This is a genomic window from Prevotella amnii CRIS 21A-A (assembly GCF_000177355.1).
Classification (GTDB): Bacteria; Bacteroidota; Bacteroidia; order Bacteroidales; family Bacteroidaceae; genus Prevotella; species Prevotella amnii.
The window spans coordinates 1-14,777 of sequence record NZ_ADFQ01000110.1 but is presented as its reverse complement, the minus strand read 5'-3'; the positions used below and the strand labels follow the sequence as shown (position 1 = coordinate 14,777).

General features: G+C 34.1%; 12 protein-coding genes. 7 read left to right on the top strand and 5 right to left on the bottom strand.

Annotated elements, in window-relative coordinates; all coding sequences use genetic code 11:
* Nucleotides 1–315 precede the first annotated feature (315 nt).
* From HMPREF9018_RS10120 to HMPREF9018_RS10100, 5 genes are all read left to right on the top strand, one after another.
* Complete coding sequence (locus HMPREF9018_RS10120) at nucleotides 316–1,146, top strand: MotA/TolQ/ExbB proton channel family protein (RefSeq protein WP_019035618.1); 831 nt, start codon at nucleotides 316–318, stop codon at nucleotides 1,144–1,146.
* On the top strand, nucleotides 1,143–1,655 hold the full coding sequence (locus HMPREF9018_RS10115; protein WP_008451272.1) for a hypothetical protein: 513 nt from the start codon (nucleotides 1,143–1,145) through the stop codon (nucleotides 1,653–1,655). Before HMPREF9018_RS10120 ends, HMPREF9018_RS10115 begins: the two co-directional genes overlap by 4 nt.
* Before the next feature lie 2 nt (nucleotides 1,656–1,657).
* Complete coding sequence (locus HMPREF9018_RS10110) at nucleotides 1,658–2,197, top strand: ExbD/TolR family protein (RefSeq protein ID WP_008451274.1); 540 nt, start codon at nucleotides 1,658–1,660, stop codon at nucleotides 2,195–2,197.
* Between the two features lie 5 nt (nucleotides 2,198–2,202).
* Nucleotides 2,203–2,667: an ExbD/TolR family protein gene (locus tag HMPREF9018_RS10105; RefSeq protein WP_008451280.1), complete on the top strand. Its 465-nt coding sequence runs from the start codon at nucleotides 2,203–2,205 to the stop codon at nucleotides 2,665–2,667.
* A gap of 98 nt (nucleotides 2,668–2,765) precedes the next feature.
* Nucleotides 2,766–3,284, top strand: a complete 519-nt coding sequence (locus tag HMPREF9018_RS10100) for an Lrp/AsnC family transcriptional regulator (RefSeq protein WP_008451287.1) — start codon at nucleotides 2,766–2,768, stop codon at nucleotides 3,282–3,284.
* A 136-nt stretch (nucleotides 3,285–3,420) separates the two neighbouring features.
* Here HMPREF9018_RS10100 and HMPREF9018_RS10095 read toward each other — a convergent pair whose 3' ends face one another.
* The 4 genes from HMPREF9018_RS10095 to mazG form a co-directional block, all read right to left on the bottom strand.
* Complete coding sequence (locus HMPREF9018_RS10095; protein WP_008451279.1) at nucleotides 3,421–4,962, bottom strand: glycoside hydrolase family 10-like protein; 1,542 nt, start codon at nucleotides 4,960–4,962, stop codon at nucleotides 3,421–3,423.
* Between the two features lie 110 nt (nucleotides 4,963–5,072).
* Nucleotides 5,073–5,987 carry a ribonuclease Z gene (locus HMPREF9018_RS10090; RefSeq protein WP_008451285.1) on the bottom strand — a complete coding sequence of 305 codons (915 nt, stop codon included), beginning with the start codon at nucleotides 5,985–5,987 and terminating at the stop codon, nucleotides 5,073–5,075.
* Between the two features lie 2 nt (nucleotides 5,988–5,989).
* A complete protein-coding gene (locus tag HMPREF9018_RS10085; RefSeq protein ID WP_008451278.1) occupies nucleotides 5,990–6,547 on the bottom strand; it encodes a lipocalin family protein in 558 nt (185 codons plus the stop codon).
* Between the two features lie 27 nt (nucleotides 6,548–6,574).
* Nucleotides 6,575–7,465 (bottom strand): nucleoside triphosphate pyrophosphohydrolase, encoded by an 891-nt coding sequence (gene mazG / locus HMPREF9018_RS10080; protein WP_024992685.1) that lies wholly within the window; start codon nucleotides 7,463–7,465, stop codon nucleotides 6,575–6,577.
* 147 nt (nucleotides 7,466–7,612) lie between these two features.
* Between mazG and HMPREF9018_RS10075 the strand changes: the two genes are divergently transcribed.
* On the top strand, nucleotides 7,613–10,309 hold the full coding sequence (locus HMPREF9018_RS10075) for a valine--tRNA ligase (protein WP_008451276.1): 2,697 nt from the start codon (nucleotides 7,613–7,615) through the stop codon (nucleotides 10,307–10,309).
* A 129-nt stretch (nucleotides 10,310–10,438) separates the two neighbouring features.
* Here HMPREF9018_RS10075 and rlmD read toward each other — a convergent pair whose 3' ends face one another.
* Nucleotides 10,439–11,869 (bottom strand): 23S rRNA (uracil(1939)-C(5))-methyltransferase RlmD, encoded by a 1,431-nt coding sequence (gene rlmD / locus HMPREF9018_RS10070; RefSeq protein ID WP_008451282.1) that lies wholly within the window; start codon nucleotides 11,867–11,869, stop codon nucleotides 10,439–10,441.
* 212 nt (nucleotides 11,870–12,081) lie between these two features.
* Here rlmD and ppdK point away from each other — a divergent pair.
* The coding region (ppdK, locus tag HMPREF9018_RS10065) for a pyruvate, phosphate dikinase (RefSeq protein ID WP_008451271.1) at nucleotides 12,082–14,777 on the top strand (2,696 nt) is incomplete at its 3' end.

Here is a 14,777-nt window from a genome sequence, read left to right as displayed (position 1 = left end):
TATATATTAATGTGTATAAATCATTTTAGTTATAAGAGGTAAGTGGTTCTTTTAAAGATTTATTCTACAATTACGTTTTCAAACATATTTAACGTCTATTATTTGGTGTGTGTTCCTTTTCTTAGTATCTTTGAACCCAAGAAATGCAAAGAGTGTGTTTCTTATGGTTATATTTTAGAGTAGGTTTTAAATATTTCCCTGCGGTTACAACTTTGCTATGTGAAAAGGCAAAAACATATAAAAGCTAATGATACAAAGGTTGTCTTATGTTGTATTTCAACATATATTTCCGCAAATATTAAAATTGTTTTTAAAATGAAAAGTAATTTTATTCGCTTTTTAATAGTGAGCCTAATGTTGTTTACCACTTTCACAGTGGTATATGCACAAGAGAAAAGGTCAAATGCTATAAAAACAGCAGCGGTTGGCGAAACGTTATCTGACAAGTCTTTAGATGCTACGGTAATAGATAAAACAGTTCCAGGTACAAAGGTTTCAGATAAAGAGCAAAGTAATAGCTATCATCAAGAGCTTAAAACAAAGTTTATAGAAGGTAATGCAGGTTTTATGTCTTTAGTAGCTATAGCTTTAGTTTTAGGTTTAGCTTTTTGCATTGAGCGCATTATATATCTTAGTTTATCAGAGATTGACGCTAAGAAATTTATGATAGACATTAGCAAAAAAATAGAGTCTGGCGATATTGATGGGGCTAAGGATTTGAGTAGAAACACAAAGGGTCCAGTAGCTTCTATTTGCTATCAAGGCTTGCTGCGTATTAATGATTCAATAGAGAATATTGAGCGTAGTGTAACGTCTTATGGTAGTGTGCAAAGTGCTAATTTAGAAAAAGGCTGTTCGTGGATAACATTATTTATAGCCATGGGTCCTTCTTTAGGCTTTTTAGGTACTGTAATAGGTATGGTAATGGCCTTTGACCAAATTCAGCAGATAGGAGATATTAGTCCTACAATAGTTGCTTCAGGTATGAAAGTAGCGTTGATAACTACTATTTTTGGTATTATAGTAGCTTTATTGCTAATGGTTTTCTATAATTATATTTTGTCAAAGATAGAGCATCTTACATCACAGATGGAAGAATCTGTAATAACATTGTTAGATGCAATTATGGAGTATAAAACAAAATGATAAATAGGGTATCAAAAAACAAATTAGTAGAGAGGATATCTCAGCGAGTACTTTATATTATTTTAGGTATAACGGTACTTGTTTTTATGGGTTTTTATTTGTTAGGTTATGATACACCTTTTGTTGATGATGCTTCATTTAAGGCACCGTTATTGACAGATGGTGTTTTAGTATGGATGTATATATTAATAGTATTTGCATTGATTATAATGTTATATTCTCTTTACAACTCTATACGGAGCGTAAAAATAGAGGGTAAGGTAGTAAATGGTATTCCTAAGCGAAAGATTACAATTTTAGTTATTGTAGGTATGCTTGTAGTGTTACTTTTAACTTTCTTATTTGGGACTACTACTTCTATGCAAATAAATGGTGAAATGTTTACAGATAAGTTTTGGTTGCAGGCAGCTGATATGTTTGTAAACACTATATTGGTAATGCTTTTAGTATCTATAGGAGCTGTGATTTTTGGTGCTACACGTTATCGTAGATCAAGAAGAAAGGTGTAAAAATGAGATTTTTCAAGAAAGAGAAGAAAAATGTTCCAGGTCTTAATACCTCTTCAACAGCAGACATTTCATTCATGTTACTGATCTTTTTCCTTGTAACAACTTCTATGGACTCTAATAAGGGTATATATAGAAGTTTGCCACCTATGCAGAAAAAACAGCATCAAGAAAAGATTACAGCTGTAAATGCTAATCATGTGATGCAAATACAGGTAAAGAAAGATGGAGTTGTCAAGGTTGATAGTAAGAGTGTTAATATAATATCGTTAAGAAAACTTGTGCTTAATTTTATTAAGTATAATGGTGCACAACATGTTATACAATTGAAAACAGAGCGTGATGCTACTTATGATGAATACTTTCAAGTGCAGAATGCTATTCTTTTTGCATATAACACTATTCGTGATAAGAAAGGATTATCACAGTTTGGGCGAGTTTATGCGTTATGCGATAAAGATGAGCAGAAGGTTATTGATGAGCAGGTTCCTATACGTGTATCTGAAGTATATGTATTAAATGATGTGGCAATGGCAAAGAGGTGAGAATAATGGGCATTTATAGACATAATAATCATAATATTCCAGAGCTTAATACAGCTTCATTACCAGATTTGATATTTTCTATTTTATTTTTCTTCATGTTAGTAACTCATATTAGAAAGGCTAATATAAAGGTAAAATACCAAGAGCCTGCAGGAAGAAATTTAGTTAGGATGGAAAAAAAGTCCACAGTAGATTATATATATATAGGCAAACCTGTTGATGAAAGGGGGAATATAATAAGTAAAGAAGATAAAATTCAGCTTAATGATAAACTTTTGTCTTTATCAGAGATAAAGAGCTATTTGCAACAAGAATATCAATCAATGTCGGCTGAGCAACGAAAGAAGATGACGGTGAATATTAAGGCAGATAAAAATATAAACATGGGAGTTATTATCGATTTAAAGCAAATGTTGCGTGAATGTAATGCTTTAAATGTTTTTTATTCTGCAAATACCGATAAAAAATAAGTTTTTATATGGGGCTTAATTTTTAATTTATTATAAATATCTTTATAAATTTGGATAAATAAATTTTAGTTTATAAATTTGCACAAAAATATTATAAAATGGCACATAGAAGTTTAGATCAGCTGGATAAAAAAATTCTTCGTCTTATTAGTGGAGATGCTCGTATTCCTTTTTTGGAAGTAGCTCGTGAGTGTAATGTTAGTGGAGCTGCTATTCATCAGCGTATTCAGAAATTAGCAAATTTAGGAGTAATTCGTGGTTCTCAGTTTTTAATTGAGCCTGAGAAGGTAGGTTATGAAACTTGCGCTTTTATAGGATTAAATTTAAAGAACCCTGAGAACTTTGAAGATGTTGTAAAGAAATTGGAAGAAATACCAGAAGTGGTAGAATGTCATTATACTACAGGAGAATATGATTTGTTTTTAAAGATTTATGCTTATAATAATAGTCATCTTATGGCTATTATTCATGATAAGTTACAGCCTTTAGGGTTATCGCGTAGTGAAAGTACTATTTCTTATCATGCAGTTATTGAACGTTCTCTTCCTATTCCTGACATTGCTTTTTCAAGCAAGTCTGGTACTGAAGATGATGAAGATGATGAAGATAATGAATAAAAAATATTTATTAAAGATAAAATAAGCTCACTATTAGAAGTGAGCTTATTTTTGTTTTTCTTGTTTATAATAAAATAAGTAAGCTTATATATAGAGAGTAATTATTTTTAGAGAGCAACTTTTATTATAAAGTTTATTAATATCGTAAAGTTATTTTCTTTTTCTTTCCTACACTTTCATTTTCCATACGATCCAGTGCTGTTATTATAATAACTTTCTTTGGGTTGCTTTTTAGAGTAGGTAGCTTGTAGGTTGTATTATAAGTGATAGCTAATATGTGCGAAGGATCTTCAAGATTAATAGTTTCATTTTTATCGAAACAATATATAACATATTTATTAGCTTTATCTTTCCAGCCTTTACCTTTAGGGGCTTTCCATGAGATATAATATTCATTGTCAATGTGTGTTATTTTTATTTTTTTAGGTTTGCGAGGTGCTTTATTGTCTATGAAAGGCATTAAAGGTTGTAAAGCTGGTGTACTCCAATAGTCATAACGTAGTTTTAATCCATAGTTTCCAGGATTGTCAACAGCCATTTTAGCATACCATAATACTGTTCCTTTGACGTTTTTTGCTTGATCCTTCAATAGCCATTTTGCAGGTTGTTGGTGTGATAGTGGATTTTTAGGATCAGCATATTTTACAGTACGTTCTATATCTTCTCCTATATATAGAGGTCTGTTACCAGCATAGTTATTCCACCATTTGACAAGCTCTTTGTAATCGGCTGTAGGATGGCCTATTTGCCAGTAAATCTGTGGAACGCAATAATTTACCCATCCTTCATTTATCCATTTGATAACATCTGCGTAAAGGTCATCGTAATTTTGTAATCCGCGTGTCTTGCTACCATTTGAAGTAGTACGCGCATTGCGGTAAATGCCAAAAGGAGATACACCAAACTTTACCCAAGGTTTAGCTGTATGAATTGTATTGGATAACTGTTTGATAAAAAGGTTTACGTTATTTCTGCGCCAATCTCCAATATTTGTAAATCCTTTTCCAAATTGTTGATATTCTCGCCAATCAGGAATTTTTTGTCCTTTAACAGGATAAGGATAGAAGTAGTCATCAATATGCAGTCCATCGATGTCATAACGAGTTACAATATCATTTACTATTTTACATATATAATCTCTATTAGAAGGAATACCAGGATTAAGAATGTATTGCCCATCATAGGCAAAAACATGTTCAGGGCTTTTTATTGCAATATGATTATAGGCAAGTTTGTTGGTACCTTTAGTCTTTGCGCGATAGGGATTTATCCATGCATGAAGCTCCATTCCGCGTCGATGGCATTCTTCTATCATCCATTGTAAAGGATCCCAATAGGGAGAAGGTGGAACACCTTGTTTCCCTGTTAGGTATCTACTCCATGGCTCAAAAGGGCTATTGTAGAGAGCATCACACTCTGGTCGAACCTGAAAGATAATAGCATTTACTCCATCTTTTTGTAATTCATTAAGTTGATAAATTAAAGTTTTTTGTATTTTTTCAGTAGGTAATCCTTGAAATTGACCATTTACGCACTGTATCCATGCTCCTCGAAATTCACGTTTATGTGGAATTGCTATAGCTGTTATTGTACTAAAAGTTAGAAGGAAAATAAAAGAAAAGTGTTTTATTGTATTTTTAAAAATAGTTGGAATAGAATTATTTTTTATAGATATCATGTGAGTTAGTTTTATTATACATTAATTGTTTGTTTTTTCTCGTGTGGAAAGATTTTGTATAAGTCTTATTTTAGTATAAATTGTTTGTATTTATAATTAAAGTATAAGTTTTATATATTGAAAATATCGCCTTCATTAGAGAGATAACTTTCTGTAAAAATTTCGCGTGCTTCTTTTAATATTGTTGCTTCAGAGTCGTATCTTGCAGAGTAATGCCCTAAAATGAGTTTTCCAACATTAGCCTTGCTAGCTACTATAGCAGCTTGTTTTGCTGTACTGTGTAAATATATTTTAGCTTTGTCTGCGTGCTCTTCTGTATAAGTACTTTCATGGTAAAGAGTACTAACATTTTTAACAATTTTATATAGATGCGGGATAAATTTAGTATCAGAGCAATAAGCATAGCTACGAGCGGTATCAGGTGCATAGGTAAGTTTTTTGTTGGGAATAATTTTTCCATCAGGCGTTACCCAATCGGCTCCAGCCTTTATATTGTTAATTTGACTTATTGGTATATTATAAAAGTCTATCATCTCTCGTATAATATGTGGCTTTGTAGGTTTTTCTCTAAAAAGAAAACCACAACATTCTATGCGATGTTGTAAAGGAATTGTTTCTATAGTAAGGCTTCTGTCTTCAAATATAACTTTCTGTATATTAGTATTAAGAGAATGGAAGATTATCTTAAATTCTATATTTTGACAAAAAAAAGATATGGTCTGTTGTAGTATGGCTTCATAATTAGCAGGTGCATATATATGTAATGGTGCAGTTCTTCCAGTTAGCCCAAAAGTAGAAATTATGCCAGGTATACCAAAACAGTGGTCGCCATGTAGATGAGATATGAATATTGCTTGTATGCGTGAGAATGGAATATGGTGTTTACGTAATTGTGTTTGTGTGCCTTCGCCACAATCAATCATGAAGAGTTTATTGCGTAGCTCTATTACTTGTGATGATGAAGCGTGCTTAATGGTAGGTAGAGCACTACCACATCCTAAGATGTGTATTTTAAAATTTTCCATTATTATTTACTACGCTTATAAACAAATATCCCATTTGCGTTTTCTAAAGAAAGTGTATAAGGTTCTAATTGGGATATTTCAAACGTATCTTTTGATAGAATAAGTTTACCATTAAATATTTTCCAAGAAGTCCAAGGTGTGGTTTCTGATTGTATGTTTGATATTACAGTACCTCCCTCTTTTATTTCAAAGTTTTTATCAAGGCTTGTCCAACAACCTAAAAGAGAGGTTATATTTATTGCGCTACGTATAAAGCGGTCGCCATATTCTGTATAGCTTATTATAGCAAAGCGGTCGCCATTTAGCTTTCCACCCTTTACAACTTCAGTTGTATCATTTGGGTTTATGAGGTATTCTACAGTATCTCCTTTATCAGTAAGCAGTGTTAGTGAGTTCATACCACCATCAATCATTGTTCCGTATATAGTACTATCTTTAGCGGCATTACTTTCTAAAGTTTCTGTTGATCGTGTTAGCGTCTTCTGTTGTTTTTTATTATTGCATCCTATAAATATAGATATAGTAATAATACTTAGTAAGAGAGTAGTTAATTTCTTCATAATTATATTATTTTACAGATAGGATTATTATATTTTTCTTATATTCTTTGCTTCATTCCATAGTTTATTCATATCTGAGAGAGTTAAGTCTTTTATATTTTTGCCTTGCTTTTTACATTGTTCTTCTATGTAATTAAAACGTTGAATAAACTTTTTATTAGTAAATTCTAAAGCGTTGTCTGGATTTATATTATAAAGACGAGCAGCGTTTATAAGCGAGAAGATAAAATCACCAAACTCTTTAGTAGCATTTTCGTTGTTATTTTTATCAAGTTCTATTTTTAGTTCTTCTAATTCCTCTTGTACTTTTGTCCAAACATCTTCACGTTTTTCCCAGTCAAATCCTACATTGCGTGCTTTATCTTGTATGCGATATGCCTTTATAATACTGGGCAGTGATGATGGAACTCCAGATAAAACAGAAATATTTCCATCGCGTTCTTGTTGTTTGCGTTGTTCCCATGTGCTTTCTACTTCTACCTCGGTGGTAGGTTGTAGATTGTTTTTTATGAGAGATTTCTTATTTTTGTTTTTTTCATCTTTATATATAACTTGCCCATTTTGGGATATAGTCATGTTAGGATTATTTATTGTCCATCCTGTCCAGTCTATAAAATCATGGCGAAACATAAGTTTATCCGATTGTGCATTGCAAATATCTGCTATATCAAAGTCGTTATCTTCCTGACCTAATATAGCATAAAAAATAACATGTTCAATGATGTCCCCTAACTCCTTACAAATGTTTTTTTTATCATTATTTATCAAGGCGTCGGCGAGCTCAAAGGCTTCTTCTATGGTGTTGGGACGCAAACTTTCATAAGTTTGTTTTCTATCCCAAGGGCATTCTTTGCGTAAACGTTCTTGTATATCTAACAAGCGAGCAAAAGCCAATAATTTTTCTTTTTTAGTATGCAATTTATCCTATGTTAAAAAGTTAGTGATGATAAACGTTAAAAGATTTCGCTTTCATCATATATATAGTGCAAAGATATATCTTTTAGATGATTTTTTTGTAATTTTGTCTCGTTTTTAAATGATAATAAAGATTAATAATATAGTATAATGGAATTAGCAAGCAAGTATGATCCACTGGTAGTGGAGTCGAAATGGTACCAATATTGGTTGGATAATAAGCTTTTCTGCTCTAAGCCTGATGGCAGAGAGCCTTATACAATAGTAATCCCTCCACCAAATGTAACAGGTGTCTTACATATGGGGCATATGCTTAATAATACGATTCAAGATATTCTTGTGCGTCGTGCTCGTATGGAAGGGAAAAATGCTTGTTGGGTTCCAGGTACTGATCATGCTAGTATAGCAACAGAGGCAAAGGTTGTTAATCGTCTTGCACAGCAAGGAATACAAAAAGCAGATATCACACGTGATGAATTTTTGAGGTATGCTTGGGATTGGACTAATGAGCATGGAGGTATTATTTTAAAACAGCTTCGCAAATTGGGCTGTTCATGTGATTGGGATCGTACAGCTTTTACAATGGACGATGTGCGTAGTAAGGGCGTTATAAAGGTGTTTTGCGATCTTTATAAGAAAGGTCTTATATATCGTGGTGTGCGTATGGTTAATTGGGATCCCAAGGCTAAGACAGCTCTTTCAGATGAAGAGGTTATATATAAAGAGGAGCATTCTAAATTATATCATTTAAAGTATTATATTTCTACAGACGATCAGTTAAAGGTAATTCGTAAGAAAGATGGAAATGTAATACATAAAGATGATAAAGGTTATTATGCAGTAGTAGCAACAACACGTCCAGAAACAATAATGGGCGATTCTGCAATGTGTATTAATCCTATAGATGAAAAGAACACTTGGTTAAAAGGATTACATGTTATAGTACCTTTAGTGGGACGTGTTATTCCTGTGATAGAGGACGAATATGTAGACATTGAGTTTGGTACAGGGTGTTTGAAAGTTACTCCTGCTCACGATGTAAACGATCATGCTCTTGGATTAAAGTATGGATTGGAAACAATAGATATTTTCAATGACGATGGAACAATATCCGAATCGGCAGGCTTGTATGTAGGTAAGGATCGTATGGAGGTGCGTAAGCAGATAGCAAAAGATTTGGAATCTGCAGGTTTAATGGAATGTGTAGAAGACTATGATAATAAAGTGGGGTATTCTGAGCGTACAAATGTGCCTATTGAACCTAAACTATCTACACAATGGTTTTTAAAAATGCAGCATTTTGCAGATATAGCACTTGCTCCTGTAATGGATGATGATATAGAATTTTATCCTAAAAAATATAAAAAGACTTATCGTCATTGGTTAGAGAATATTAAGGATTGGTGTATTAGCAGACAGTTATGGTGGGGACATCGTATTCCTGCTTATTATTTTAAATCTGCTGATGGTAAACCTGCCATGGTAGTAGCAGAGAATGATTCTGAAGCTTTATCTGAAGCAAAGAAACTGAATAATGCTATAAGTGCATCTGATTTAGAGCAGGAGAGCGATTGTTTGGATACATGGTTTTCTTCTTGGTTATGGCCTATATCTGTTTTTGATGGTATTAACAATCCAAACAATGATGAGATTAGTTATTATTATCCTACCAGTGATCTGGTAACAGGACCAGATATTATCTTTTTTTGGGTAGCTCGAATGATAATGGCTGGTTACGAATATCGTGGTAAGTTCCCATTTAAGCATGTTTATTTTACAGGTATTGTGCGTGATAAGAAGGGTAGGAAGATGAGTAAGAGTTTAGGAAATTCGCCTGATCCTTTGGAGCTTATTGATAAATTTGGTGCAGATGGTGTGCGTATGGGAATGATGTTATCAGCCCCAGCAGGTAATGATATACTATTTGATGAGGCTCTTTGCGAGCAAGGACGTAATTTTAATAATAAGATTTGGAACGCTTTCCGTCTTGTTAAAGGATGGCAGGTAGATAATTTGGCACAACCAGAATCATGTAAGATAGCAGTACGTTGGTTTAATGCCAAGCTGAAAGCAGTAAATGCAGATATGCAACAACAATTTAAGAGTTATCGTATCTCTGATGCGTTGATGACTATTTATAAATTGTTTTGGGACGAGTTTTCTAGTTGGTATTTAGAAATGATTAAGCCAGAGTATGGTTGTCCTATAGATAAGTCTACTTACGAAGCTACTTTGAGCTTTTTTGATACTCTTTTAAAGATGCTTCATCCTTTTATGCCATTTATTACGGAAGAGTTATGGCATCATCTTTATGAGCGCAAAGCTGGTGAGAGTATTATGAGTGTAGAGCTTAATATTGATACTCCAAAGCAAGAGGATGCAAAAATAGAAGAGGATATAGAAAAGGTGAAGCAAATTATTAGTGGTGTGAGAATGGTTCGTAATCAAAAGAATATTGCTTCAAAGGTAGGATTAGATTTGGAAACAATAAATCAAAATCCTTTCGAACATTATAACACTATTATTTCTAAGATGGCAAATGTAAAGAATATTAGAGTTTCTACAGAGAAGAGTGCAGATGCTTCGGTCTTTATGGTAGGTACAGATTCTTTTGCTGTACCATTGGGCGATTTGATAGATGTTGAAGTAGAGATAGAAAAGCAAGAAAAAGAACTTAAGCATTTGGAAAGTTTCCTTGTAGGTATTCGTAAGAAGTTATCAAATGAGAACTTTGTTGCTAATGCTCCAGCCTCAGTTATTGAGCGTGAGCGTAAAAAGGAAAGTGATTCAGAAGAAAAAATTAGTATGCTTAAAGTTAGTCTTGAAGAGTTGAGAGCACGTAAGTAAGGTGTACAACATTATGTTTATATATAAAAGAGAAGTTCCTGTAAAGGGAGCTTCTCTTTTTTATTTTCAAAAAATAGTAATATTCAAATTTATACAAATATTTTTGTTCAAAACAAGTATTATTTGTGGCTATGTTAATCTTTCTTCTAAGAGAACAACGTTTTCTACATGTGGTGTATGAGGAAACATATCTACAGGTTGTACAGCAATAATCTTATAGCTTGTATTAAGTAATGATAAGTCTCGTGCTTGTGTAGCGGGGTTACAACTCACATAAACAATGCGTTTGGGTCGTGCTTGTAATATCACATTGATAACATCGGGATGCATACCTGCACGTGGAGGATCGGTAATAATAACATCTGGACGACCATGTTCTTTTACAAATCTATCAGTAAGAATGTTTTTCATATCTCCAGCATAGAATAAAGTGTTTTCAATATTGTTGATTTTTGAATTTACTTTAGCATCTTCTATCGCTTCAGGAACATACTCGATGCCTATTACTTTCTTTGCTTTTTTTGCAATAAAGTTGGCTATAGTTCCAGTTCCTGTATATAAGTCATATACTAACTCTTTGCCAGTTAGATTAGCAAAACGGCGAGTTACATCATAAAGATGGTAAGCTTGTTCTGTGTTGGTTTGATAGAAACTTTTAGGGCCAACTTTAAAATTAAGCTCTTCCATTGTTTCAAAGATATGGTCTTTCCCTTTGTATAAAATAAGATCAAGGTCGTTGAATGTGTCATTACCTTTTTGGTTGTTAACATATAGCAATGAGCTAATTTGTGGAAAATTGTTGGCAATGTGTTTCATTAATCCTAAAGAACGTTCTTCATCATTATCATTATCATAATGAAACTGTATTAATACCATCCATTCGCCTGTGTTAGAATTGCGTATCATGATACTGCGTAATAGGCCATGTTGCTCACGTGTGTCATAAAAGGTAAATTTGTTTTTTAGAGCATAGTTGTAAATGGAGTTTCTAATGTCATTTTGAAGATTATCCATCAACCAGCATTTTTTTATAGGGTATATCTTGTCGAAAGCACCTGTAATATGAAAACCAATAGCACCTTCTGTTAATCCTATTCCGTTTGGTATGTCTTTTAGTTCTTCGGTAGTGTACCATCGTTTATTAGCACAACCGAATTCTAATTTGTTGCGGTAATTTTCAGTGTGAATAGATCCCATTATAGGATTTATTTCAGGAAGAGTAACTTTGCCTATGCGTGTTAATTGATCGAAAACCTGTTGCTCTTTTGCTTTTAGTTGCTCTTTATAAGGAAGGTTTTGCCACTTGCATCCTCCACAAATACCAAAATGATTACATAGAGGTTCTATACGTATATCGCTTTTCTTTATGAAATTTGTTACTGTAGCCTCATAGTATTTGTGGCGTTTTTTATATACTTGTAGGTTTACAATATCACCTGGTACTACAAATGGAACAAATACTACCATGTCTTTAACGTGTGCTACACATTTTCCTTCAGCAGCTACAGCTTCTATAGTTACATTTTCTAACAAAGGTAGAGGTTTTCTCTTTCTGGTCATATTCTCTTGTTCTTATTTTTTTGCAAAGGTACAGTTTTTTCTGTTTATTTTCCCACTTATATTGTTTTACAAACTTACTGTGTACGAAAACATATATAAAATGCTATTTGAACATTACAAAAGATGAGCAAAAACTTGCACATATTTTTTACATTGTGTATATTTGCACTAAATAATGACTAAAATAAACAAATATATAAAAACAATTAATTATGAGCGAAAAAAGAGTTTATACCTTCGGCAATGGTAAAGCTGAAGGTAAGGCGGATATGAGAAATCTTCTTGGGGGTAAAGGTGCTAACCTTGCAGAGATGAATCTTATTGGCGTTCCTGTACCTCCTGGGTTCACTATTACTACTGATGTATGCAATGAATATTATGAAGTAGGGAAGGAGCAAGTGGTTCTTTTGCTGAAAAAAGAAGTAGAAGATAGTGTAAAGCATATCGAGACCTTGATGAACTCGAAGTTTGGAGACCCAACTAATCCTTTGTTAGTTAGTGTGCGCTCAGGAGCTCGTGCGTCTATGCCTGGCATGATGGATACTATATTAAATCTTGGGTTGAATGACACAGTAGTTGTAGGATTAGCAGAAAAAACAGGCAATGAACGTTTTGCTTTTGATAGTTATCGTCGTTTTGTGCAAATGTATGGTGACGTTGTTTTAGGAATGAAGCCAGAAAACAAGGAAGATATAGACCCATTTGAAGCAATTATTCAGGATGTAAAGGCAAAACGTGGTATAAAGCTCGATAACGAGATGAATGTAGAAGAGCTAAAATTGCTTGTAAAACTTTTTAAAGAAGCTATAAAGAAGCAGACTGGAAAAGATTTCCCTACTGATCCTATGGAGCAGCTTTGGGGTGCTATCTGTTCTGTATTTGATTCTTGGATGAACGATCGTGCCATTCTTTATCGTAAGATGGAAGGTATTCCTCAGGAATGGGGAACAGCTGTTAATGTTCAGGCTATGGTTTTTGGTAATATGGGAGACACTTCTGCTACTGGCGTATGCTTCTCTCGTGATGCAGGCAGTGGTGAAAATATTTTTAATGGTGAGTATCTTGTTAATGCACAAGGTGAGGACGTAGTGGCAGGTATTCGTACTCCGCAGCAAATTACAAAGGAAGGATCTTTGCGTTGGGCTAAGCAACAAGATATTGATGAAGAGGTTCGTTTTACAAAATATCCTTCTATGGAAGAATGTATGCCTGAAGTGTTTGAGCAGCTAAATGCTATCCAAGATAAGTTAGAAAAGCATTATCATGATATGCAGGATATGGAATTTACAGTGCAAGATGGTAAGTTGTGGTTTCTTCAAACACGTAATGGTAAGCGTACAGGTACAGCCATGGTGAAGATAGCTATGGACTTATTGCATGAAGGTGAGATAGACGAAAAGACAGCATTGAAACGTTGTGAGGCTAATAAGCTTGATGAGCTTCTTCATCCTGTTTTTGATAAAGAAGCATTAACACAAGCAAAAGTGTTAACTCGCGGTTTGCCAGCATCTCCCGGAGCAGCATGTGGGCAGATAGTGTTCTTTGCCGATGATGCTACTAGGTGGCATGATGATGGGCATCAGGTTATTATGGTACGTATAGAGACATCACCTGAAGATTTAGCAGGTATGTCGGCCGCCGAAGGTATTTTAACTGCTCGTGGAGGTATGACTTCACATGCAGCTGTTGTTGCTCGTGGCATGGGTAAGTGTTGTGTTAGTGGAGCAGGTGCTATTATTATAGACTATAAGAAGCGTACTATAGACATTGACGGAACAGTTTTGCGTGAAGGGGACTATATTTCTTTGAATGGTTCTACAGGTGAAGTTTATTTTGGAGAGGTAAAAACAAAACCTGCTGAGGTAACAGGCGATTTTGCAGAATTAATGGATCTTTGTAGTAAGTATACTAAGCTTGTTGTTCGTACTAATGCAGATACGCCACATGATGCTGAGGTAGCAAGTAATTTCGGAGCAGTGGGAATAGGTCTTTGCAGAACAGAACATATGTTCTTTGAGAACGAGAAGATAAAAGCAATGCGAGAGATGATACTTGCTAATAGTACAGAGGAACGTGAAAGAGCATTAGATAAGTTGTTGCCTTATCAAAAGCAAGACTTTTACGGCATATTGAAATGTATGGATGGTATGCCTGTAAATATTCGTCTTTTAGATCCACCTTTGCATGAGTTTGTTCCTCATACTTTAGAAGGGCAGCAGGCTATGGCTGATGAGATGGGTGTTAGTGTTAAGTTTATTCAGGATCGTGTGAATTCTCTTTCAGAAGCTAATCCTATGCTTGGTCTTCGTGGTTGTCGTTTAGGTAATACTTTCCCTGAGATTACTGCTATGCAGACAAAGGCTATACTTGGAGCTGCTATACAACTAAAAAAAGAAGGCTTTAACCCTATGCCTGAGATAATGGTACCACTTGTAGGTATTGTTAATGAGCTTGATATTCAGGAGGCTATTATTCGAAAAACAGCTAAGAAATTATTTGAGAAAGAAGGTTTAGAGATAGAGTTTAAAGTAGGTACAATGATAGAGATCCCTCGTGCAGCTCTTACTGCTGACCTTATTGCTAAAAAAGCACAATATTTTAGTTTTGGAACCAATGACCTTACACAGATGACCTTTGGATATAGTCGTGATGATATAGCAAGTTTCTTACCAAGTTATTTGGAAAAGAAGATACTTGATGTAGACCCATTCCAAGTATTAGATCAAGATGGAGTAGGGCAGCTTATTAAAATAGCAGTTAATAAAGGTAGGGCTACTCGTAAAAATCTTAAGTGTGGTATTTGTGGAGAGCATGGAGGTGAGCCTTCTTCAGTTAAGTTTTGCCATCATGTAGGTTTAAATTATGTTAGTTGTTCTCCTTTCCGTGTGCCTATAGCAAGGTTAGCCGC

Excerpts from the sequence above, each read along its gene's own strand:
- HMPREF9018_RS10120 (WP_019035618.1), top strand. The coding sequence starts at position 316 with ATGAAAAGTAATTTTATTCGCTTTTTAATAGTGAGCCTAATGTTGTTT.
- HMPREF9018_RS10115 (WP_008451272.1), top strand. The coding sequence starts at position 1,143 with ATGATAAATAGGGTATCAAAAAACAAATTAGTAGAGAGGATATCTCAG.
- HMPREF9018_RS10110 (WP_008451274.1), top strand. The coding sequence starts at position 1,658 with ATGAGATTTTTCAAGAAAGAGAAGAAAAATGTTCCAGGTCTTAATACC.
- HMPREF9018_RS10105 (WP_008451280.1), top strand. The coding sequence starts at position 2,203 with ATGGGCATTTATAGACATAATAATCATAATATTCCAGAGCTTAATACA.
- HMPREF9018_RS10100 (WP_008451287.1), top strand. The coding sequence starts at position 2,766 with ATGGCACATAGAAGTTTAGATCAGCTGGATAAAAAAATTCTTCGTCTT.
- HMPREF9018_RS10095 (WP_008451279.1), bottom strand. The coding sequence starts at position 4,962 with ATGATATCTATAAAAAATAATTCTATTCCAACTATTTTTAAAAATACA.
- HMPREF9018_RS10090 (WP_008451285.1), bottom strand. The coding sequence starts at position 5,987 with ATGGAAAATTTTAAAATACACATCTTAGGATGTGGTAGTGCTCTACCT.
- HMPREF9018_RS10085 (WP_008451278.1), bottom strand. The coding sequence starts at position 6,547 with ATGAAGAAATTAACTACTCTCTTACTAAGTATTATTACTATATCTATA.
- HMPREF9018_RS10075 (WP_008451276.1), top strand. The coding sequence starts at position 7,613 with ATGGAATTAGCAAGCAAGTATGATCCACTGGTAGTGGAGTCGAAATGG.
- rlmD (WP_008451282.1), bottom strand. The coding sequence starts at position 11,869 with ATGACCAGAAAGAGAAAACCTCTACCTTTGTTAGAAAATGTAACTATA.